The organism is Burkholderia sp. KJ006 (genome assembly GCF_000262695.1).
Taxonomy (GTDB): Bacteria; Pseudomonadota; Gammaproteobacteria; order Burkholderiales; family Burkholderiaceae; genus Burkholderia; species Burkholderia vietnamiensis.
In genome coordinates, this window is the sequence record NC_017920.1 from 1 (window position 1) to 23618 (window position 23618).

General features: G+C 58.2%; 14 protein-coding genes and 3 rRNA genes. 8 read left to right on the forward strand and 9 right to left on the reverse strand.

Going from position 1 to position 23618, the window contains the following annotated elements; all coding sequences use genetic code 11:
• The first annotated feature begins 293 nt into the window (after positions 1-293).
• The 6 genes from dnaA to MYA_RS00030 all read left to right on the forward strand — a co-directional run bounded on the left by dnaA (position 294) and on the right by MYA_RS00030 (position 8595).
• Positions 294-1871: a chromosomal replication initiator protein DnaA gene (gene dnaA, locus MYA_RS00005; RefSeq protein WP_011882715.1), complete on the forward strand. Its 1578-nt coding sequence runs from the start codon at positions 294-296 to the stop codon at positions 1869-1871.
• A gap of 168 nt (positions 1872-2039) precedes the next feature.
• Entirely contained in the window at positions 2040-3146 is a 1107-nt protein-coding gene (gene dnaN, locus MYA_RS00010; protein WP_014722105.1) for a DNA polymerase III subunit beta, read from the forward strand.
• A gap of 193 nt (positions 3147-3339) precedes the next feature.
• A complete protein-coding gene (gene gyrB / locus MYA_RS00015) occupies positions 3340-5814 on the forward strand; it encodes a DNA topoisomerase (ATP-hydrolyzing) subunit B (RefSeq protein ID WP_011882717.1) in 2475 nt (824 codons plus the stop codon).
• Between the two features lie 366 nt (positions 5815-6180).
• Positions 6181-6987, forward strand: a complete 807-nt coding sequence (locus MYA_RS00020) for a S1 family peptidase (protein ID WP_050991206.1) — start codon at positions 6181-6183, stop codon at positions 6985-6987.
• A 260-nt stretch (positions 6988-7247) separates the two neighbouring features.
• The gene (locus MYA_RS00025) at positions 7248-8090 is read left to right on the forward strand and encodes a hypothetical protein (RefSeq protein WP_226256676.1); all 843 of its coding nucleotides are present in this window, start codon (positions 7248-7250) and stop codon (positions 8088-8090) included.
• A 136-nt stretch (positions 8091-8226) separates the two neighbouring features.
• Complete coding sequence (locus MYA_RS00030; RefSeq protein WP_050991207.1) at positions 8227-8595, forward strand: helix-turn-helix domain-containing protein; 369 nt, start codon at positions 8227-8229, stop codon at positions 8593-8595.
• 319 nt (positions 8596-8914) lie between these two features.
• Here MYA_RS00030 and MYA_RS29045 read toward each other — a convergent pair whose 3' ends face one another.
• The 4 genes from MYA_RS29045 to MYA_RS00040 are packed head-to-tail and all read right to left on the reverse strand — an operon-like array spanning position 8915 to position 15002.
• Entirely contained in the window at positions 8915-9202 is a 288-nt protein-coding gene (locus MYA_RS29045; protein WP_080484292.1) for a PAAR domain-containing protein, read from the reverse strand.
• Positions 9203-9215: 13 nt separating this feature from the next.
• Positions 9216-10259 (reverse strand): T6SS immunity protein Tli4 family protein, encoded by a 1044-nt coding sequence (locus MYA_RS31670; RefSeq protein WP_080957828.1) that lies wholly within the window; start codon positions 10257-10259, stop codon positions 9216-9218.
• Entirely contained in the window at positions 10253-12184 is a 1932-nt protein-coding gene (locus MYA_RS29055; protein ID WP_014722108.1) for an esterase/lipase family protein, read from the reverse strand. Before MYA_RS29055 ends, MYA_RS31670 begins: the two co-directional genes overlap by 7 nt.
• Before the next feature lie 37 nt (positions 12185-12221).
• Entirely contained in the window at positions 12222-15002 is a 2781-nt protein-coding gene (locus tag MYA_RS00040; protein WP_041493711.1) for a type VI secretion system Vgr family protein, read from the reverse strand.
• 212 nt (positions 15003-15214) lie between these two features.
• Here MYA_RS00040 and MYA_RS30785 point away from each other — a divergent pair, with 212 nt between their 5' ends.
• Entirely contained in the window at positions 15215-15439 is a 225-nt protein-coding gene (locus tag MYA_RS30785) for a hypothetical protein (protein ID WP_134206944.1), read from the forward strand.
• A 495-nt stretch (positions 15440-15934) separates the two neighbouring features.
• Positions 15935-16216 (forward strand): hypothetical protein, encoded by a 282-nt coding sequence (locus tag MYA_RS00045; RefSeq protein ID WP_041493712.1) that lies wholly within the window; start codon positions 15935-15937, stop codon positions 16214-16216.
• Between the two features lie 259 nt (positions 16217-16475).
• Here MYA_RS00045 and rrf read toward each other — a convergent pair.
• The 5 genes from rrf to MYA_RS00070 all read right to left on the reverse strand — a co-directional run bounded on the left by rrf (position 16476) and on the right by MYA_RS00070 (position 23568).
• Positions 16476-16588, reverse strand: a 5S ribosomal RNA gene (gene rrf / locus MYA_RS00050).
• 155 nt (positions 16589-16743) lie between these two features.
• Positions 16744-19625 (reverse strand): 23S ribosomal RNA (locus MYA_RS00055).
• A 390-nt stretch (positions 19626-20015) separates the two neighbouring features.
• Positions 20016-21548, reverse strand: a 16S ribosomal RNA gene (locus MYA_RS00060).
• The 16S, 23S and 5S rRNA genes sit together here, the layout of an rRNA operon.
• A gap of 401 nt (positions 21549-21949) precedes the next feature.
• Complete coding sequence (locus MYA_RS00065) at positions 21950-22483, reverse strand: cytochrome b (protein WP_014722111.1); 534 nt, start codon at positions 22481-22483, stop codon at positions 21950-21952.
• Complete coding sequence (locus MYA_RS00070; protein WP_014722112.1) at positions 22480-23568, reverse strand: catalase family peroxidase; 1089 nt, start codon at positions 23566-23568, stop codon at positions 22480-22482. Before MYA_RS00070 ends, MYA_RS00065 begins: the two co-directional genes overlap by 4 nt.
• Between the last annotated feature and the right edge of the window lie 50 nt (positions 23569-23618).

A 23618-nucleotide genomic window follows, 5' to 3' on the forward strand; every position in this document is an offset into this window, starting at 1 on the left:
TTCTCTTGACGGTCAATACTTTACGAGTCGTCCGCCTGTGCCGGCCCGTTCCGATCCGGCCCCGCACCCCACAGCCGCAGCCTGTGGATAAGTCCCGCTGTGGCTGCGTTTGGCGTTAGAATCTCGCCTTATCTCCAAGAATCCCGCACGCCGCTTCGGTGTTCGCCTGCCCGTCCGCCACTGTGACGCAGGCGCCCGACGCACGCTCGCACGACCGCTTCGGGCCTTGTCACGCGACCGCGACAAGGGCGCCGGCGAGCTGCCCTGTGCACGCAAAAAACGACAGCTACTTGATGAACGATTTCTGGCAACACTGTTCCGCACTGCTGGAGCGCGAGCTGACGCCCCAGCAGTACGTGACGTGGATCAAACCCTTGGCCCCGGTGGCCTTCGATGCGTCGGCGAACACGCTGTCCATCGCCGCGCCGAACCGCTTCAAGCTGGACTGGGTCAAGAGCCAGTTTTCGGGCCGCATCGCCGATCTGGCCCGTGAATTCTGGAATACGCCGATCGAAGTCCAGTTCGTCCTCGATCCGAAGGCCGGCATGCGCGGCGCGCCCGCGGGCGTCGCTCCGGCCGCGCCGCGCATGCCGCTCACGCCGAACGGCCCCGCCGCGGCGGTCGCCGCGATTGCCGCAAACCTGACCGCACATGCATCGGCCGCGCCGAGCGCGCCGGCCGACGTGCCGCTGACGCCGTCGGCGGCCGCCGCACACCACCTGCACGGCGACGACGCCGACATCGACCTGCCGAGCCTGCCCGCGCACGAAGCGGCGGCCGGCCGCCGCACGTGGCGCCCGGGCCCCGGCGCCGCGCCCGCGAACGGCGCCGAAGCCGATTCGATGTACGAGCGCTCGAAGCTGAACCCGGTGCTCACGTTCGACAACTTCGTGACCGGTAAGGCGAACCAGCTCGCGCGCGCCGCCGCGATCCAGGTCGCGCACAACCCGGGCATCTCGTACAACCCGCTGTTCCTGTACGGCGGCGTCGGCCTCGGCAAGACCCACCTGATCCACGCGATCGGCAACCAGCTGCTGCTCGACAAGGCCGGCGCGCGGATCCGCTACATCCACGCCGAGCAATACGTGTCCGACGTCGTGAAGGCGTACCAGCGCAAGGCGTTCGACGACTTCAAGCGCTACTACCACTCGCTCGACCTGCTGCTTATCGACGATATCCAGTTCTTCTCCGGCAAGTCGCGCACGCAGGAGGAATTCTTCTACGCGTTCGAGGCGCTGGTCGCGAACAAGGCGCAGGTGATCATCACCAGCGACACGTATCCGAAGGAGATCTCGGGCATCGACGATCGCCTGATCTCGCGCTTCGACTCGGGCCTCACCGTCGCGATCGAGCCGCCCGAACTGGAAATGCGCGTCGCGATCCTGATGCGCAAGGCGCAGTCCGAGGGCGTGAACCTGTCGGAAGACGTCGCGTTCTTCGTCGCGAAGCATCTGCGCTCGAACGTGCGCGAGCTCGAAGGCGCGCTGCGCAAGATCCTCGCGTATTCGAAGTTCCACGGCCGCGAGATCTCGATCGAGCTGACCAAGGAAGCGCTGAAGGACCTGCTGACCGTGCAGAACCGGCAGATTTCGGTGGAGAATATCCAGAAGACCGTCGCCGACTTCTACAACATCAAGGTCGCCGACATGTATTCGAAGAAGCGTCCCGCGAACATCGCGCGGCCGCGGCAGATCGCGATGTACCTGGCGAAGGAGCTGACGCAGAAGAGCCTGCCCGAGATCGGCGAGCTGTTCGGCGGGCGCGATCACACCACCGTGCTGCACGCGGTACGCAAGATCGCCGACGAGCGCGGCAAGGACGCGCAGCTGAACCACGAGCTGCACGTGCTGGAGCAGACGCTGAAGGGCTGAACGCCGCGCGCACTTGATAATTCGGCCTCCGCCCCAATTTAATTGGGGCGGTTCGGTTTTGAGGCACAATACAGGTTTGACCGCCCCGGCGGCGGCGGGCCAAGAGCCCGGCTGGCGGGGCGCTGCGAGGCTGCTGCGCTGCAGGCCGTTACTCAACGAAGGAACTCTATGCAACTGGTCAAGACCGAACGAGACACCCTCCTCAGGCCGCTGCAAACGGTCAGCGGCATCGTCGAACGCCGCCATACGTTGCCGATCCTCGCCAACCTGCTGATCACCAAGAACGGCCCGGACGTTTCTTTCCTGTCGACCGACCTGGAGCTGCAGATCACCACGCGCGCCGATTTCGGCGTCGGCAGCGACCAGGTGGCGACCACGGTCGCGGCCCGCAAGCTGCTGGACATCCTGCGCGCGATGCCTGACGGCCAGGTCACGCTGTCGCTCGCCGACAAGCGGCTGACCGTCCAGTCCGGCAAGAGCCGCTTCGCGCTGCAGACGCTCGCCGCGGACGAGTTCCCGACCGTTGCGCAGGCCAAGGATTTCGCCGCGAGCCTGAGCGTCCCGCAGAAGTCGTTCCGCCAGCTGCTCGGCATGGTGCACTTCGCGATGGCGCAGCAGGACATCCGCTACTACCTGAACGGCATGCTGCTCGTCGTCGACGGCGACCAGCTGATGGCCGTGGCCACCGACGGCCACCGCCTCGCGTTCTCGTCGATGAAGATCGAAGGCGGCACGTTCGGCCGCCAGGAAGTGATCGTGCCGCGCAAGACGATTCTCGAGCTGCAGCGCCTGCTCGAGGACATCGACGACACCGTCACCATCGACATCGCGCAGACGCAGGCGAAGTTCACGTTCGGCGGCGTCGAGCTCGTGTCGAAGCTGGTCGAGGGCAAGTTCCCCGACTTCCAGCGCGTGATCCCGAAGGCGCACAAGAACACGTTCGAGATCGGCCGTGAAGAGCTGCAGCGTTCGCTGCAACGCGCGGCGATCCTGACGTCGGACAAGTTCAAGGGCGTGCGCTGCATCATCGCGCCGGGCCAGTTGAAGATCATGTCGACCAACGCCGATCAGGAAGAGGCGCAGGAAGAACTCGAAATCGCGTACCAGGGCGACACCGTCGACATCGGCTTCAACGTCACGTATCTGCTCGACGTGCTCGCGAACCTGAAGGTCGACACCGTGCAGGTGAGCCTCGGCGACGCCAGCTCGAGCGCGCTGATCACCGTGCCCGAGAACGACGAATTCAAGTATGTCGTGATGCCGATGCGCATCTGACGCGCTCGACATCGCGATACACACCAGGGGGCGGCAAGCCCCTTTGGCGTTTTTATGGCGAACCGACAACCCGTCCCTTTGGCGTCTTTTGGGCGCCGGGGGCGAGCCAGGAAACTGGAGCGGCCGGCGATTTCTCCTCGCTGAAACGCACCGCGCCGCCACGAGAGTGGCCTCGCAGAACCGGAAGATATCCATGAGTGAACAGCACAATACGCAACCCGATAACAGCAGCTACGGCGCCTCGTCGATCCAGATCCTCGAAGGTCTGGAAGCGGTGCGCAAGCGCCCCGGGATGTACATCGGCGACACGTCGGACGGCACCGGTCTGCACCACCTCGTGTTCGAGGTGCTCGACAACTCGATCGACGAAGCGCTGGCCGGGTACTGCAACGACATCCACGTGACGATTCACGCCGACAACTCGATTTCCGTGACCGACAACGGCCGCGGGATTCCGACCGACGTGAAGATGAACGACAAGCACGAGCCGAAGCGCAGCGCCGCCGAGATCGTGATGACCGAGCTGCATGCGGGCGGCAAGTTCGACCAGAACAGCTACAAGGTGTCGGGCGGGCTGCACGGCGTGGGCGTGTCGTGCGTGAACGCCCTGTCGAGCTGGTTGCGGCTCACCGTGCGCCGCAACGGCAAGAAGCACTTCATGGAGTTCCATCGCGGCATCGCACAGGATCGTGTGCTCGAGCAGGTCGATGGCGTCGAAGTGTCGCCGATGCTCGTCACCGGCGACACCGAGAACCGCGGCACCGAAGTGCATTTCATGGCCGATCCGACGATCTTCGGGACCGTCGAGTATCACTACGACATCCTCGCGAAGCGGATGCGTGAGCTCTCGTTCCTGAACAACGGCGTGCGGATTCGTCTTACCGACCTGCGTTCGGGCAAGGAAGACGATTTCGCGTTCGCCGGCGGTGTGAAGGGCTTCGTCGAGTACATCAACAAGACGAAGACCAACCTGCACCCGACCGTGTTCTTCGCCAACGGCGAGAAGGACGGCGTGGGCGTCGAAGTCGCGATGCAGTGGAACGACAGCTACAACGAAAACGTGCTGTGCTTCACGAACAACATTCCGCAGCGCGACGGCGGCACGCACTTGACCGGCCTGCGCGCGGCGATGACGCGCGTCATCAACAAGTACATCACCGACAACGAAATCGCGAAGAAGGCGAAGGTCGAGACGACCGGCGACGACATGCGCGAAGGGCTGTCGTGCGTGCTGTCCGTGAAGGTGCCGGAACCGAAGTTCAGCTCGCAGACCAAGGACAAGCTGGTGTCGTCCGAAGTGCGTGCGCCGGTTGAGGAAGTCGTCGCGAAGGCGCTCGAAGAGTTCCTGCTCGAAACGCCGACCGACGCGAAGATCATCTGCGGGAAGATCGTCGAAGCTGCTCGGGCGCGGGATGCTGCCCGGAAGGCGCGCGAGATGACGCGACGCAAGGGCGTGCTCGACGGCGTCGGCCTGCCGGGCAAGCTCGCGGACTGCCAGGAGAAGGATCCGGCGAAGTGCGAAATCTACATCGTCGAGGGTGACTCGGCAGGCGGCTCGGCCAAGCAAGGCCGCGATCGCAAGTTCCAGGCGATTCTGCCGCTGCGCGGCAAGGTGCTCAACGTCGAGAAGGCGCGCTACGACAAGCTGCTGTCGTCGGAGCAGATCGTCACGCTCGTGACCGCGCTCGGGTGCGGCATCGGCAAGGACGATTACAACCTCGACAAGCTCCGCTATCACCGCATCATCATCATGACCGACGCGGACGTCGACGGTGCGCACATCCGGACGCTGCTGCTCACGTTCTTCTATCGGCAAATGCCGGAGATGGTCGAGCGCGGGTACGTGTATATCGCGCAGCCGCCGCTTTACAAGATCAAGGCCGGCAAGGACGAGCGGTATCTGAAGGACGACGCGGAGCTCAACGCGCATATGCTGCGGTTGGCGCTGCAAGGGTCGGAGTTGGTGCCTAGCGAGAACGGCGCGGCGATTTCGGGCGATGCGCTCGGGGAGCTGGCGCGGTCGTATCTGCTGTCGCAGAGCGTCATCGGGCGGTTGAGCCGGTTGTATGACCCGGCCGCGCTCGAGGCGATCATGGACGGGGTTTCGATCGATCTTTCCAGCGAGGAATCGACGGAGGCTTCGGCCAAGGCTCTGCATGCGGCGCTGCATGACGAGACGCTGAAGAATGAAGTGCGGGTGGTGCCTTCGTATGATCCGGTGCGGGAGCTGCGGTCGCTGCGCGTTGAGCGGGCGCATCACGGCAACGTGCGCGTTTCCGTTATCGATGAGGAGTTCCAGCATACGGCGGATTATCAGCAGCTGGTGACTACTGCCAAGACGTTCGAAGGGCTCATTCAGGCCGGTGCGGTGATCAAGCGCGGTGAGCGCAGCATGGCCGTGACCGACTTCAAGAGCGCGATGAAGTGGCTGCTGGCCGATGCTGAGCGGAACGTGTCGAAGCAGCGCTATAAGGGGCTGGGGGAAATGAACCCCGAGCAGCTGTGGGAAACGACCATGGATCCGACCGTGCGGCGTCTGCTGCGCGTGCAGATCGAAGACGCGATCGCGGCGGATGGGATCTTTACTACCCTCATGGGGGACGAGGTCGAGCCGCGTAGGGCGTTTATTGAGTCGAATGCGTTGCGGGCGGGGAATATTGATGTTTAACAGCGAATGTAGATAGACGCATATCCTGAGAAAAACGGACCCATAAGTTGAGAAATTTATGGGTCTTTTTCATTGATAGCCAAGAGTTAAGAACAATCCATCGAGTTGTCCTACGCCCACCACAGGCAGAAGCGCTCGGCATTCAGTGCGGACCTATCATCGTTCCAGCGCCTGCCGCTCCGCCGCAGAAGCCCGAACTGGAGGTGCCCAGTGCTAACGCGCGCTTCGTAGAGCAGATGCGTGCGAGGCGCAATGCCAGCCTCGGGAAGAATCTCGGCAATCGTTGACGGTGGCGAGCGCAGCCGCGTGGCACGACTTCAGTCCACGCCGCCAGACGAAGCCTGAACTCTCACTTATGAATGCCTCATGCTCGAAGAACTCTACAATCGAATCTCATCCGCGTGCTGCTCTGTCACGGTCTTCCTTGACGACGAGAAAATCAGCGAGGGCTCAGGCTTTGCGTTTCTTCCGAACGGTCAGGTGATTACGGCCGCGCACGTCGTCACCGGGCGGTTCCCGATTCGGCACAGCCATTACATCGACCCGGCGCTAAAAATATTCTGCAAGTTCCAGGGTTTGCCGGTCGCAGAGTATGCGGTCCAGCTTTGCTCCATGAACATAGAAGTCCCGGGATTTTCGCAGCCGGTCCAGCTGGACATCGCGATGCTGAATCCGAAGGAGCCGTTTCCGACGGAGGTTCCTCGGATACCGGTCGTGCTTGGGGATACGCCGCGACTTGGCCAGCGCGTATTCCTGGCAGGCTATTCTGAAGAGCTGCGCCTCCCGTTCGACATTGACCGACTACTCTTGCCAGAGACAAAGGGCGCCGCCGAATTCAAGGCAGCCATGGACAAGGGCTACATGGCCGACATGACGGGCCCGCTCATCAAGCAAGGGCATATCGGCAACCTCAGGCGGATAGTGACGACAGTCTCTGGTCTCGGAACCCTCGAATGCGATGTCATGTATATCGACAACGCAATGCATCCCGGCGCCAGCGGCGGCCCAGTGTTCAACGAGCGGGGCGAGGCTATCGGGATTCTATCTCAGCGCGCTATGACCGCCGTTGAATACGGAGCCGATGGCCGAGCACGCGTGCCATCTGGTTGCACTATCGCTATCGGCCTCAACCCGCTTGCGTTTCTTGGCGGGCAGCCCCACGCCTCTAAATGATTGCGGCCGGCTCGAACAGACTGGATGACTTGGTCGACCGTCGTCTTGTTTAGGCTAGACTGGCGTTTCGCCAGCTCCGGAGGCAACCATGGTTGGCGTCCATTCGAAGAATGCAGAGCTCACAACCGCGCACCTGCGCGCCGTGCGGTGCTGGGTTGCCTCGCTTTGGTTGGCGGCGCAGCGCTTAGCGATGACATCAACTCGGTAGTCGAACGAACGTCGCGCGGTGTCGCGTACATGAAAGGCCTGAAGGTGCACACATGATTGTTCTGGAAGCGAACGAGACCCTCCGCTCAACGTGCGAAGAAGCCCGACATTTCCTGCGGCTCGGTCAGGCGGATAAAGCGGGGTCCGCCTGGTATAAGAGCTTCCTGGACCAGCCCACTGTACGGAGCTTCTTCAAGCGTTCCGTGTTCGGCAAGGGGACCGTGCTGCAGGTCACGGCGATTACTCAGGTCGCGCTCGCGTTCGTGGCTTGCGTCGACGACGAGCCGTCCGAGCTGTTGCCCACTGCCGCAGCTGTCCAGGCAGTGATGAAGCGCGCGGAGGCCTTTGAGTCTTCCCTGCTGGCTGAGACTTCCTTCTGGGTGCCGTCGCAGCTCCAGGCGAGTTTCTTTGGGCAGTTCAAACACCTGCACGATGTAGCATCTGCGGTCAAAACTCGCTCTGCCGGCCGCCCGGCATTCGAGGAACGGCGCACATTCGTCTTGCACCTTGCCCGAGCGCTTTACGAGATGTGCGGAGACTATCCGAACAAGTTCATCGCTACGGTGGCTGCGCGTGTTTGGGAAGACACCGAATCGCGCGCCGTCCGGAAAATCCTGACCGATGTCGAGCGAGCCTCCATCGCGCGTTACGTAGACGATAAACGGCGTCAAACCGCCGAGAGCGAGAACCTCGCGCACCTCGTGGTTGCACGGGCAAGCATTCCGCCGAAGATGCTCCCCGCGGTCGCGCTGCCGCAGACAACCAGCGAGATATTCCAAGCGATGCTTGCGCTCGCCCAGCGCATTCCGGATGAGACTGACAGGATTGTCGCAGTCGACCACCTGGACATGCTCCGTCGCGAAATCGGTTTGGAGCCTGACCATCCCGCCGAATAACAGGCGGCCCAAATAGGCTCAAAAATGGCCGAATTTTGGCCGGACGATTCGGCGCTCGATTAGTCAGGTATTTCGGTAGCTACGTTTTGAAGCATGTGGCCAACAATGGACCTCATCCCCACTACGTTAGCGTCGAATGCACAAGCAAAACGGACGGCTGGACCATTCATTGTTCAGCAGCATCATCGCCAACTGGCCTGAGAACACCGCTGCGCATCAGCGCGCCCGCCTGCTCGAGGCGATGAAGATGTACGGTGGCGTAACAACGTTGGAGGCGGTGCGGTTTCTCGACATCGTTGACCCGCGGCCGCGGATTGTGGAGCTCCGCAAGGAGGGATACAAAATTGCAACCCTGTGGAGCCGTCAGCCGTCCGAGTGCGGGCGGATGCACCGGGTCGGGGAGTATGCGCTTGTGAACAGCCGTCCCACGGCAGCATTCGGTGGACGGTCGGACATGCCGCGCACCGACTCCGGCCGGCAGATGACTCTTGCGTTGCAAATTTGAAGACCGGCTGCCAGCGACTCGTTATTTGTCCGGGTCGTGCCGGAGATAGCCAATCATGTGGCGAACTTTGTAGGGCAATCCCGTGCCGGCGTGGGGCGCAGCTGTCGAGAATGCAAGCCCTGGCCTAGTCGCGTCCTCGCGGTCGCATTCGATGCCCTGCTCGCTTTCCAGATACTTGGCCGATTGCTCCGGACGCGATTTTGCGTCTTTGTAATTCTGCAGGTAGATGAGGATGCCACCGGCGTCCGCATGAGGCTAGCCCAATTTCCGTCCCAGTCTTAGCTGGAAAATTCCGGCTCGGAGCATCCCTCTCCGTAGATCAGAACTCGACATAAGATACCGACTGCGACGCCACCAACTTCGGCGGCGTTGGACATGCGCACCGACAGAGGTCGTCACTAAGCGCCGACTGCCGACCATCCGGCCCGGTGCTCGAATGGCGCGGGCCGTCGCATACGATCATGCCAACTGTCTTGCACACCGGGCACCACACCTGATCGTGCTCGTACGCTTGTTCGCGATCGTGCAGTATGTCCCGTGCGTCACCTCCCTGCACGATGCCACCGACTGTCGTCATGTCACCTTTTAGGATATCAAATCGCCTCACGGCACGCCCCCCCTTAAACCGCACCGGGCCGCAGCCTCAAGCTGTTCAGCAATGTATCCCACGCCTGTAATGCCCGCGCTTCATCGACCGGAGAGGTTCGCTCTTTAGCCGGCATATCGTGACTACTGATATCTCCGAGAATCATTTGAATCGAAGTATGTGGCTTCGCCAGCGTACTCGGGTCACCCGGGGCAAGCAAAGAGAAGCGGTATTCGGTAACCCCTCCGTCTTTAGCTTCAAACAGTACTTCTTCCGCTTCGATGCCCGCGACTTTGCGATGGCCTTGGCGCAAAATACGGTAGTGTGCACCGATACTATCCAATTTCGCACGCAAATCAGGCAAGGTCTTCAGGAGCGAGGCGGAAGGATCGCGGTCTTGACTAACTGAATCGCGCATCTGAATCACTAGCAGTGCCGGGCGACTTTCCGGCATCAATGCGAACGACTGGGTAACCTCCTCAGAGTAGGTCGACGAACCAGTCACGATTCCACCATCAATACAGAATCCTGACTCTGTCGGTACCGACCAGTTGTCACGGCTCTTAATTCGACGGTACGTGTCCTTATAGATCTCCTCAGCCTGTCCCAGCGCCTCTGCCCCAATTCCACCAACAGTGTGAAAAAGATTCCCACCATCCAACAAATAGCCCTCGGTCTTGAAATCAAGCCCCGATTTTGAATAATATTCCTGATAGACAAATACCGCCGAATCATTTCGTGGACGCAACTCCTTCTCCAACCACGAATGATTAATCTTGACACCAGTTCCGGGATTTACTCGCTGCGAACCATTCAACCTCGAGCTCAAGAGCTTTACCTTCGAATCGTATTCGGCTGCCGAAGAATTATGTTTAACATCAATCTTTTCACCGCGAAATTCGTATGATTGATTCGATATTTCGCTCGCCACCGGGCGATCAAAGACAAAGCGACCGACACACCACGGTCGCGACTTGGACAACAAAGGATTAGTCACTGCCGACTCCCCCGAGAAGACAACTGAGCAGGCACACATACCTGCAACAATTAACGAAATAGTAGCGACACGTCTCAGCATTTCGGCTCCGGTGCATTCCAGGCAATCTGCACAATACTATAGAGCACCGACCAACGTGTCCACGGGTGATCGTAACTAAACTGATGTTGATACCCGCCTTGCTCGAAAACCATCTGTACACCTTCGGCCGGACCGCCGCCCACACCCGGCTTAAGGCCACGGGCCTGCGCACGAGCTGACCAGACCGGCACTGTTCCGTCTCCCGGAATGATACCGTTTCGACTTTTTTCCAAATCCTGATTTGGGCCACCGGGCAACGACGCAGTTCTCTGGACTTGAAACTCGATTGTTAGTTTGCGAGATTCCAGATGGATACGCAAAATCCCATCACGAGAATCAAACAATGGAGTAGCGGCAAGCAACTCCTCTTCCGTTACCCCTGCTGGGATGTTTCCGGTCCACACTGCATTCCCCCACGCCAAAAGCTTGTCGAGCACCTCTCCTTTCTCGATAGTTGGTTTTCCGGCGCTCTTTTCAGGCGGGCTGCCTTGCAGCTTAGGATCGAGTGCTCCATTCGCATAGGCAGCATACGTATTACCATGATACTTGTTGATAATATTTCTCTGATTCTCAACCGCCTTAGACAGCGTGTCTTTGAAATTTCCCAAGACCGTCTTATTAATTTTATTCTTTTTAAGCCTATCCTGAACAATTCCAGCCGGATCTAGCATTGACGCGTCCGGAACGAGTCCATACCATTTTGAGCTTGTATATATGTCATCATATGCATTACCGGCTTTCGGCAGTTTAACAACTGGATCTCCATTTATTCTTGCAAATATCCACCATGGCTCACCGTTGTTGTAATCTGGCATCGGCAACAGTTCGAGTGGCCCCGGCGCATTCGCCGTCACCGCAACAAACTCATTTTCATTTCTTCCCATCAACGCAGCATTCTTATATCCGTCTTGCGTGATAAATGTGGAAGGACCCTCGGTCTCCGCTCCCACCCTAAATCGCTTCGCCGCCAATGGCGCCCCAGTCGCCGGTTGCACGCCATGAAACACCCCATGCATTAAATCCGCCGCACCATGCATCGCAATTGCCATGCGTGCCACTAGCCCGCCCATCGAATGAGTTACGATTATCGCCTTACCGCTATGATTTTCTGCGATAATTTCCTTGATTCCCATCAAGTGTGTTTTTTTCTTGGATTTTGGATTGAAATAATCTGTACTTTCAATCACCTGCCTGGCGGAATCCGAATTCGATTGAAGCCAGTTATATCCAATCGCATACACTCGATATCTGAATTTCGTAAAATGATCAAATTTTGTCGAATCAGCCTCGATAGGTGCTCCGTTACCAAAGCCCCCGTATTTCTTCGGATCAGTCCCAAGTACCGGATGAAGCGCCCACTTCTCGCCAGTTGGATCAGGAGTGATCCACGGACCGAGTATTTTCCCAAAAAACTTCGGCGAGTTCAGCGTCTGCTCGAGCCATAAAAGAAACGGGTGGTAGCTCCAGCGATGTACTGACCCCCACCCTCTTCGCCGCGCTTCGTCTTCACTGATTGTCTTTCCATCCCCGACGTTGATGGGGCCAAGCGTAGTGACGGCCGCCTCTAACGGATTGAATTTTGTCTGGCGCTCGGCCGCATTTTGGTGGTAAGCACCATATAACCAAGGCGCTGCGGCTGCCTTCGAACCTGTAGTATCCGCATTCGGCGGAAAAAACATTTCGTCGCCTGTATTTTTGTTGACCAACAGCGTGCCCATTACTCCCGGAATGAAAATCACCGGGATGATGGGCCGGACATCACACAGCAACTCCTTTTGCCGCGTATCACTCGCGGGGGTGAGCGTAAATTTTCCGAAAGACGAGCCGTCAGGCGCCGTGTGCCCCATGAGTTGCACAACATCCTGATCGAAGTCGTTATTGAACGGCGAAACTACGTTTGGATTACCTACCGGATTGGTGCCCATAGCATTCGCAAAATATGTTTAGATCTGTCAGACAATGTTATTGAGTATCGCCACCCGCGTCCGGGGTTCGCCTCAATGCATGCAGCATCAGTGATTCAACGTCATCGCTTTTTTGCTCGGCGACATGGCCCAGTTCGTTTGTCGTCCCGGTCAGGCGTGTACCGTCCCCGCGGATCAGTTCATACGGATGGTTTTTCAGCACCTCGCCCGTGATGCGATCTCGCAGCACATACGGATCGTTGAACTTGGCTTGCGGCAGACTGTTCATATGCTGCGCAATCGAGCTCGGCCCCTGACGGCTGAGCGACGCCGATTTGATCGTGCGCGGACCTTGCGTGCCGTCTTCAATGCCAGCAGCGACCCACCGGGTGTACGAACCGCCCGCCTTGATGATGATTTCATCGGCATCGAGCACAATACGCTTGGCCTTCACGGTCACATCTTTACCGGCATTGACATTCACGTCATCCGTGTTGGCCGACAGTTTGATCGGACCTTTAGCCGTCACAAAGAACGCTCCGAGCTTCTGGGCGAAGAAGCTCACCTTTTCCGCAGCCGCCACGACGAGCGACTTGCCGGTCGCCATAGACGTGTTCTCGTTGCTGACGACGTTGATCTCTTTCTCGGCCACGATATGCGTCGAGTTGTCCGCAACCAAAGCGATGTCCTTCGGCGTCGATACCAATATGTTCGGCTGCGAAAATCCGTTGGCGCTGCCGGTACCGCCACCTGCAGTCACGCCACCCGACGTATCGCCCGACACTGGGTGCTGGATGTCCTTCGACAACGCTTTTAGCGCATCCTGTCCGGTTTGCAGCGATTCCGCCTGGGCGGTTGTGCTTGCGCTTGATAGCGATTCGACCAACATCCCCGCCTGCTGCAACTGCGACCGCGCCTCATCCACGCCCATCTGTTCGTCGTCGTAGGATTTCGAATGCGCACTGATGGACAATCCCTTGCTGGCGCGAACTGCACCGAACTCGTCGGCGTGCAGGATGAAACCGGCGCCCAGATACTTCCCGCGCGTGTTGCCCTCATGCTTGATCAGGTAGCCCTGCGTCAGCGCCGCATAGCTCTTGCCGGTGTAGCTGACCAGGCGTGTGCCGCCTTGATTAGTGGAATCGTCGTGGACAAAGGAGTTGTATGCTCCTGTCTTTCCGAATCCCTCGGACTTAAACCCGGACAACAATGCGTTTGAATGCCATGGCGATGGGGTTGCGCCTCCGTTGATACGCCCTAATACGAACGGCTTGTCACAGTCGCCGTTCCAGTAGCCGACGATGACCCATTCCCGCGCCCGCGGAACATGAACCGCTCCATAACCGTTCCCAGTATCCGATTGAAGCGATGACAGCAATGGCGAGGAGGTGAAAGCGTCTGGTGGATTCTTGCGGTCCCATGCGAAATGCACCCTGATCTGATTCCGGTCGTTCGTCCATGCTTCGGCGCCATCGGGCGTCACGACAAGCGCGTGTTCGATCGACATGATCGGCTTCGGATGATCCAGCGGACTCCGGTATTCGACTGCCGTGGGTTGCGCCTCGACTTCGATCACGAAAAATCCGGCTGAACCATCCGCAGCATGTCCAGGCGTCTTAAAGCGCTCACTGTGGATCGCCTGCTGCTCGGCCAGCGTTGCGCGAAGGCTCTGCGGAAACTCGGCCGTCTGCTGGCCAATCGGCACATTGTTCTCGATGAACCAACGTGCCTCGATCACCAGAAACTCTCGCTTCTTCGCATCACCGCCTTCGTGGCGGGGATGTCCGTTCAACACAAACCGCGAACCGGCATCGAGCCAGCGCACGCCTCCGACACCAAAATATCGGCTTGCTCGCGCATCCCATACTTCTACCAGCCGTCGAGCTCGCGCCTCGCCCGTGTCCGAACTGGAATAGCCGTAAGCCGTCGATTCGTAGACGGTCATCGGCACATCAGGAACGCTACGCTCGACTTTCTGGCGGCGCTCCTCCGCGACATAGCTCGTCGCGGCAAGTGCACTCTCAGCCTGAAAATCGGACGCGGGCCGCTTGTAATCAAATGCACGCGATATGTAGCGCGTGCTCTGCATCGTCTGCACCCCTGCCCAATGGGCGAAGCCATCCGATTCGTTGCTGTCGTTCGCCCGAATGAACTCAACTGCCTTGGCATCTGGGAGAGTCGAGACGTGGTCGACGATAACGAGCGTCGTCTTTGGAGCGTCGCCTTCAGCAACGTTTTCATGGATCCAGTAGAAGTACCAGCCCTCGGCCTCAGCCAAGCGGTTCACAAAGTGAAGATCGGATTCGCTTTGCCGGCACCACGAACGCTTGGCAGGATCGGACAACAGCGAGAAACGGTACTGTCCGCGTAGCTGCGGATACCGATCAAGCACGTCGGAAATGATCTCCCGGGCGTCTTTCTCGAGCCAGCCTTCTTCGTTATGGGTTTTCTCAAGGAAGACCAGCGCCGATGAAAACTCGATCTGGTATGTCGAAAGGCCGCCATTACCGCCCAAATAGGCGACCCGATGCACGAAGCCGTGAACCGGACGATAGACAGGAATCGCAAAGGGAGCAGTGACTTGCTGAATCTGCAAGGTCACGGGCTGATGCATCAGCGACAGCAGCGCAGTGTCGTCGCGCGTCGACGCAACGTCGATCGTGTACGAATAGTCGCGCCCGATTCTGGCCGATCCGCGCACCCGTAACGGCACCAGCGCATTCTTGCCGAGCGGCGTATCCAGCATCAGCACTCGGCCCTGCTGCAAAACGCCGTTGCTGATCGCCTCATAGAGCTCGCGCAACTTCAAGTCCCCGAGTGCGGACGATCTGATATCCATTTTCGTTATCCTTCTTTCTCTCAGGTTCGACTGTCCACACTGTGACAAAGGACAGACGGCCATTGCGACGGCACCCAGTCGCTCGCGCGATTCTAATCCAAAGTCTGAGAAATATGGTTCGACTTGATAGAAGTTGACGACTTGCCATGTATTGAAGCGTGCACTCACGTTCCGGCACGATCCGCGAAAGCAAGTCTATGGTCAGAAATACGGTGAGCCGCACCTGGGCGGAGGCAATGAAATCGGAGGTTCAGCAATTGTTCGTCGCGAACGACAAGCACCATTTGGATCTCAGCCATGCCGTTGGCCGTTATCGCGAATTAGTCTTCAGCCTAACCGTCCGACGGAATCGCGAAACGCCGCTTAAGCTGGCCCCGTTTGTTGGGGCAGATCATGCCGGAGTGAACCTCATTGAATACACTGAGATGCCCGCATGACAGGACTCGGGTGGCAAGGGCAAGCGTAAAGGTCACCGTCAAGACCGGCGTGCTTCCCATGAGTGAATCCGGCCGCCGTGGCCGGTGGCCGCAATAACGTCGGTCGACCCGCAAGCCGAGCCGTGAACTTCGGCGCTGACGATCTGCCGTCTTGAGATAGCACCGTTCCATTATGCTTCGCCCTATTTTATTAAATATGCGAAGTCATACCACCTCCGTCACTGGCGAACCATTGGACCGATACGAAAGTTTTTCTACGTTTGACAAAAATCTTCTTTACGCATCTGCCATGTGGCTATTGAGCATCCAAATCGATTTATGAGATGCACCGCGGACTAAACTATCCGTGGCGTGCGATATATAAAAGATCGCATTGCTAGAGACAGCGGATCAGAAGAACCGCTGAAGAGAGAGCAAAGCAGTAAGAGCGCGGGCCGCATGGGCTGCCACCCATACGACCCGCTGACCACAACCAACTCAACACAGGAGTCGGAAATGGCTGTCCCGAATATTAAATCGCTTCCCAAGAAACGCAAGCCCCAGCGCGACCCTACCACCGTGCTTCAGCTGATCCTCCGCAGCACGCCTGACAAGCCAAAGCGAGGTTGGCCGTACTTGCCTTGGATGGCCGTCATCGACGCGCACTTCAAGCTGTTCGGATTCGAGCCTGGCGACCGCGTCTATTTCGAGATCAACCACGATACCCGGCAAATGCACATCACGCCGCACTATGGTGATCTCGATTTCCGCGAGCAGCCCTACCATCAACCGGATTGACGGCGACTATTCGAGCGCTAAAGGGTCAAGGGCCGCGTTGCGCGGCCCTCACTGCCTCCGCAACGGCCCGCCCCCGGAGAGACCATCTCCATGCGCTCTTCCCGAGCGCGGAAAGCCGCGCAGTTTTCGACAGCCATCGTCAACAACCGTCACACCAACGGTCAACAGATAGATGCTGATGATCTTCGGTGGCTGGATTTTCCGAGGCCACAAATGCAAAAACCCCCGCCTGTTCAGGCGGGGGTTCTTGGCTTAGGGAGCCTGACGATTACCTACTTTCACACGGGAATCCGCACTATCATCGGCGTAGAGTCGTTTCACGGTCCTGTTCGGGATGGGAAGGGGTGGGACCGACTCGCTATGGTCATCAGGCAAAGAGGGTTGTTCTGCTGGCGTGGCCAACAGAACCAATCTGGGAAGAAGCAGTAATCTTGAGTTGTGTGTATCACACACGAGAATCCAACATGTCGCGCTGGATCGCGGCCAGTGCTTTCGCACGGCGCCGATCTACAAGGCAGACTTGTTATAGGATCAAGCCTTACGGGCAATTAGTATCAGTTAGCTGAACGCATTACTGCGCTTACACACCTGACCTATCAACGTCCTGGTCTCGAACGACCCTTCAAGGGGATCTAGTCCCCAGGGATATCTCATCTTAAGGCGAGTTTCCCGCTTAGATGCTTTCAGCGGTTATCTCTTCCGAACATAGCTACCCGGCGATGCCACTGGCGTGACAACCGGTACACCAGAGGTTCGTCCACTCCGGTCCTCTCGTACTAGGAGCAGCCCCCTTCAAATATCCAACGCCCACGGCAGATAGGGACCAAACTGTCTCACGACGTTTTAAACCCAGCTCACGTACCTCTTTAAATGGCGAACAGCCATACCCTTGGGACCGGCTACAGCCCCAGGATGAGATGAGCCGACATCGAGGTGCCAAACACCGCCGTCGATATGAACTCTTGGGCGGTATCAGCCTGTTATCCCCAGAGTACCTTTTATCCGTTGAGCGATGGCCCTTCCATACAGAACCACCGGATCACTATGACCTGCTTTCGCACCTGCTCGACTTGTCGGTCTCGCAGTTAAGCACGCTTATGCCATTGCACTATCAGCACGATTTCCGACCGTACCTAGCGTACCTTCGTACTCCTCCGTTACGCTTTGGGAGGAGACCGCCCCAGTCAAACTGCCTACCATGCACTGTCCCCGACCCGGATCACGGGCCAAGGTTAGAACCTCAAACAAACCAGGGTGGTATTTCAAGGACGGCTCCACCGAAACTAGCGTTCCGGTTTCATAGCCTCCCACCTATCCTACACAGATCGGTTCAAAGTCCAATGCAAAGCTACAGTAAAGGTTCATGGGGTCTTTCCGTCTAGCCGCGGGTAGATTGCATCATCACAAACACTTCAACTTCGCTGAGTCTCGGGAGGAGACAGTGTGGCCATCGTTACGCCATTCGTGCAGGTCGGAACTTACCCGACAAGGAATTTCGCTACCTTAGGACCGTTATAGTTACGGCCGCCGTTTACCGGGACTTCAATCAAGAGCTTGCACCCCATCATTTAATCTTCCGGCACCGGGCAGGCGTCACACCCTATACGTCCACTTTCGTGTTTGCAGAGTGCTGTGTTTTTATTAAACAGTCGCAGCCACCAGTTTATTGCAACCCCTTCACCCTCCTGGCGCAGGCCAGTCAAGCTACAAGGGCGTACCTTATCCCGAAGTTACGGTACCAATTTGCCGAGTTCCTTCTCCCGAGTTCTCTCAAGCGCCTTAGAATACTCATCTCGCCCACCTGTGTCGGTTTGCGGTACGGTCATCGTTAGACTGAAGCTTAGAGGCTTTTCTTGGAACCACTTCCAATTGCTTCGCTCCCGAAGGAGCTCGCGCCACACCCTTGAATTACGCACCCGGATTTGCCTAAGTGCCTTCTCCAATGCAGCGACCGGGACTTCCAACACCCGGACAACCTTCCGCGATCCGTCCCCCCATCGCATCTAACAATGGTGCAGGAATATTGACCTGCTTCCCATCAGCTACGCATTTCTGCCTCGCCTTAGGGGCCGACTCACCCTACGCCGATGAACGTTGCGTAGGAAACCTTGGGCTTACGGCGAGGGGGCCTTTCACCCCCTTTATCGCTACTCATGTCAGCATTCGCACTTCCGATACCTCCAGCACCCTTTACAAGGCACCTTCGCAGGCTTACGGAACGCTCTCCTACCATGCGAGCAAAGCTCGCATCCGCAGCTTCGGTATATAGCTTAGCCCCGTTACATCTTCCGCGCAGGACGACTCGATCAGTGAGCTATTACGCTTTCTTTAAAGGGTGGCTGCTTCTAAGCCAACCTCCTGACTGTTTTAGCCTTCCCACTTCGTTTCCCACTTAGCTATATTTGGGGACCTTAGCTGGCGGTCTGGGTTGTTTCCCTCTTGACACCGGACGTTAGCACCCGATGTCTGTCTCCCGTGATTGCACTCTTCGGTATTCGGAGTTTGCTATGGCGGGGTAATCTGCAATAGACCCCCCAACCATGACAGTGCTCTACCCCCGAAGGTGAGACACGAGGCACTACCTAAATAGTTTTCGGAGAGAACCAGCTATTTCCAGGTTTGTTTAGCCTTTCACCCCTATCCACAGCTCATCCCCTAACTTTTCAACGTTAGTGGGTTCGGACCTCCAGTACGTGTTACCGCACCTTCATCCTGGCCATGGATAGATCACCTGGTTTCGGGTCTACGCCCAGCAACTGAACGCCCTATTCGGACTCGCTTTCGCTACGCCTGCCCTATACGGTTAAGCTTGCTACTGAACGTAAGTCGCTGACCCATTATACAAAAGGTACGCCGTCACCCCTTGCGAGGCTCCGACTGTTTGTATGCATGCGGTTTCAGGATCTATTTCACTCCCCTCCCGGGGTTCTTTTCGCCTTTCCCTCACGGTACTGGTTCACTATCGGTCGATCACGAGTATTTAGCCTTGGAGGATGGTCCCCCCATCTTCAGACAGGATTTCACGTGTCCCGCCCTACTTGTCGCACACCTAGTTCTTTCATACTGTTTTCGCCTACAGGGCTATCACCTGCTATGGCCGCACTTTCCAGAGCGTTCGGCTAACAATACAAATAAAGAGTGCAAGGCTCATCCCATTTCGCTCGCCACTACTTTGGGAATCTCGGTTGATTTCTTTTCCTGCGGTTACTTAGATGTTTCAGTTCACCGCGTTCGCTTCTCTGGACCTATGTATTCAGTCCAGGATGACCCAAAAGGGCCGGGTTTCCCCATTCGGACATCTACGGATCAAAGCTCGTTTGCCAGCTCCCCGTAGCTTTTCGCAGGCTACCGCGTCCTTCATCGCCTGTGATCGCCAAGGCATCCACCACATGCACTTGTTCGCTTGACCCTATAACGAGTCTGTCTCGTTACAGGTTGAGTTCTCGCATTGTGCCGTATTCCAATTGAGCCGAACATGAAGTTCGAATCATCTTGAGATACATCGATACAATCACAACCCGGATAGTTTCCACGTCCATCTCAAGACGCTTCCGCTATCCAAATTACTTACTTCTTCCAGATTGTTAAAGAACGACAGCCGATATGGTGTTACTCATATCACTCTGACTGGCTCAATCGCCAATGAGAAAGACTCGAACGAAACACCGTTCGAATATTTTTCATTGAAGATTATCGAAAGCGGCCGGTATTATAACCGATAAAACCGCCAACAGACAGTCTTTCTTTCTAAACCAACAGCCGATAAGCGTGAGCGCTCAATTTTGCGAGATAGCTCTGGAAAGGAGGTGATCCAGCCGCACCTTCCGATACGGCTACCTTGTTACGACTTCACCCCAGTCATGAATCCTACCGTGGTGACCGTCCTCCTTGCGGTTAGACTAGCCACTTCTGGTAAAACCCACTCCCATGGTGTGACGGGCGGTGTGTACAAGACCCGGGAACGTATTCACCGCGGCATGCTGATCCGCGATTACTAGCGATTCCAGCTTCATGCACTCGAGTTGCAGAGTGCAATCCGGACTACGATCGGTTTTCTGGGATTAGCTCCCCCTCGCGGGTTGGCAACCCTCTGTTCCGACCATTGTATGACGTGTGAAGCCCTACCCATAAGGGCCATGAGGACTTGACGTCATCCCCACCTTCCTCCGGTTTGTCACCGGCAGTCTCCTTAGAGTGCTCTTGCGTAGCAACTAAGGACAAGGGTTGCGCTCGTTGCGGGACTTAACCCAACATCTCACGACACGAGCTGACGACAGCCATGCAGCACCTGTGCGCCGGTTCTCTTTCGAGCACTCCCGAATCTCTTCAGGATTCCGACCATGTCAAGGGTAGGTAAGGTTTTTCGCGTTGCATCGAATTAATCCACATCATCCACCGCTTGTGCGGGTCCCCGTCAATTCCTTTGAGTTTTAATCTTGCGACCGTACTCCCCAGGCGGTCAACTTCACGCGTTAGCTACGTTACTAAGGAAATGAATCCCCAACAACTAGTTGACATCGTTTAGGGCGTGGACTACCAGGGTATCTAATCCTGTTTGCTCCCCACGCTTTCGTGCATGAGCGTCAGTATTGGCCCAGGGGGCTGCCTTCGCCATCGGTATTCCTCCACATCTCTACGCATTTCACTGCTACACGTGGAATTCTACCCCCCTCTGCCATACTCTAGCCTGCCAGTCACCAATGCAGTTCCCAGGTTGAGCCCGGGGATTTCACATCGGTCTTAGCAAACCGCCTGCGCACGCTTTACGCCCAGTAATTCCGATTAACGCTTGCACCCTACGTATTACCGCGGCTGCTGGCACGTAGTTAGCCGGTGCTTATTCTTCCGGTACCGTCATCCCCCGACTGTATTAGAGCCAAGGATTTCTTTCCGGACAAAAGTGCTTTACAACCCGAAGGCCTTCTTCACACACGCGGCATTGCTGGATCAGGCTTTCGCCCATTGTCCAAAATTCCCCACTGCTGCCTCCCGTAGGAGTCTGGGCCGTGTCTCAGTCCCAGTGTGGCTGGTCGTCCTCTCAGACCAGCTACTGATCGTCGCCTTGGTAGGCCTTTACCCCACCAACTAGCTAATCAGCCATCGGCCAACCCTATAGCGCGAGGCCCGAAGGTCCCCCGCTTTCATCCATAGATCGTATGCGGTATTAATCCGGCTTTCGCCGGGCTATCCCCCACTACAGGACATGTTCCGATGTATTACTCACCCGTTCGCCACTCGCCACCAGGTGCAAGCACCCGTGCTGCCGTTCGACTTGCATGTGTAAGGCATGCCGCCAGCGTTCAATCTGAGCCAGGATCAAACTCTTCAGTTTAAACCTGTTACTGTTTTCGGTTCCGTTAAGAACCGGTCGCTCACTCAAAGCTGACAGGTATATGAATCTCTTCATAAACCTGACTTACTTTAGTGTGAGACTCTTGATACTTTCGCTTTCTGATCCGAAGATCAGCTCGCTTCCATCAAGCGCCCACACTTATCGGCTGTTAATTTTTAAAGAACGTCGCGTTTCAAACGTCTCGTTTGTTTCGCGTCTCAATCAAGAGAGGCCGAATTATGGTTTTCCCCAGCATCGGCGTCAAGCACTTTTTGAAAATTTTTTGACAAGCGGTGCGGCGGAGTCCGTTGAGCAGCCTTCCGCAGCCGTCAAATCGAGACAGCGGCGGCACCCTTGAGCGCCGCCGACAGCCCCGCCGCATCGCGCGCAACCCGCGCCAGTCAACGCCCAACCATCGCCCTCACCACCCCGTCGCGCCGGATCAGCCCGTGATAGAGCGCCGCCGCGAAGTGCGCGACGAACGTGACGAAGAACAGGTAAGCCAACACCCGATGCGCGACCCGCAGCCATGCGAAGGTCGCCGGATCCGCCGCGACCAGCGCCGGCAATTGCACCCCGCCGCCCAAGGTCACCGGGTATCCGCCCGCCGACAGCATCGCCCAGCCGATCAGCGGCATCGCGACCATGAGCGCATACAGCACGAGATGCGACCCGTGCGCGGCAAGCTTCTGCCACCACGGCAGATCGTCCGGCAGCGCCGGCGCTTTCGTCGACAGCCGCACCGCGATGCGCACGCACACCAGCACCAGCACGGCGATCCCCAACGGCTTGTGCAACGCCACCAGGAAATCGTGTCGCCGCGAAACCGACGCCACCATCCCCACACCGACGAACAGCATCGTCACGATCATCGCGGCCATCACCCAATGCAGCAGCCTCGCCGGCAAGCCAAACGTCGTCGTTCCGTTCATCATCGTCCCTCCGCAGTCAATCGCGCCGCCCCGGCCACGCCGGCCTCTTCACTCGTGCGGCGCAGATACGAATCCGCATACGCGGCCGAGCGCGCCGCCAGCAACGGATCGCCCGACACCTGAATCCCGCGCGGCAGCACCGTCGGGTCGTAGTTCACGTCGCGGCACGGGCCGCTGTCCTGCGGCTCGACGCGATCGAGCACCAGCGTGCCGGCGTCGATCGTCGTTCGCTGCGCGGGCCAGGTTTTCGTCGCGTCGTCCACCGGATCGCCGGGTTCGGCCAAGGTGACGAGCATCTTCCACTTCTGCGCACCGCCAGCGATGCGGCGCGTGACGTCCTGCTGCAGCACGTTCGGATCGGCCGCCGTCGCGACGTCCGCGGCGCCGGCCGTCTGCTCGGGCACGACGCGCCATCTCACCGCGTGCCGCTGGCCGGCGGCGTCGACGAAGTAGAACGCGTTCAGCCCGTAATAGCTTTCGGTGACGTAGCTCGCGCTCGGCTTCGCACCCTTCACCCATGCGCGGAAGGCGGCCGTCTCCGGATGCGCGGCGAAGAACGCCTTCACCTTCGCCGGATCGGCCTTGCCCGTCGCCGGGTCGGGCGCGGTCGCGAGCAGCTGCTCGTAGAACGCCTTCGGCGTCGCGACCGGGAACACCGGCATCGCGTTCATCCCGGTGCGCCATTGCTCGCCGTCCGGAGCGGTCAGCTTCAGCGCGAGGCTGCGGATCGGCACGCTGCTGTCCGGCGCATACGGATTGCCGCCCGGCAGCGCGAACCGGCCGACCACCGGCGTGCGCACGGGCTTGAAGAACGGCGCCACCGAATACGCACTCGCGGCGCCGCTGCCTTCGAAGTAGCCGGTCACGCACACGCCCTTCGCGTGATTGCGCCGGAAGCCCGGATGGACGCCGCCGCCGGCCGTCTGCAGCGCGTCGACGAGCCGATGCGGCGTCAGCCGCGCCGGCGCGAGCCACCCGCCGACATAGCCGAACGCCACCACCACGCCGGCCGCCGCGCCGCCGATCACGGCCCAGCGCCACCATCCGCGCCCAGGCTCGCGCGGCGGCGAAGAAGAAGATTGCTTCATGGATGCACTCCCGATCGTCTGATCATTGTCGAACGGGAATAGGACGCCGC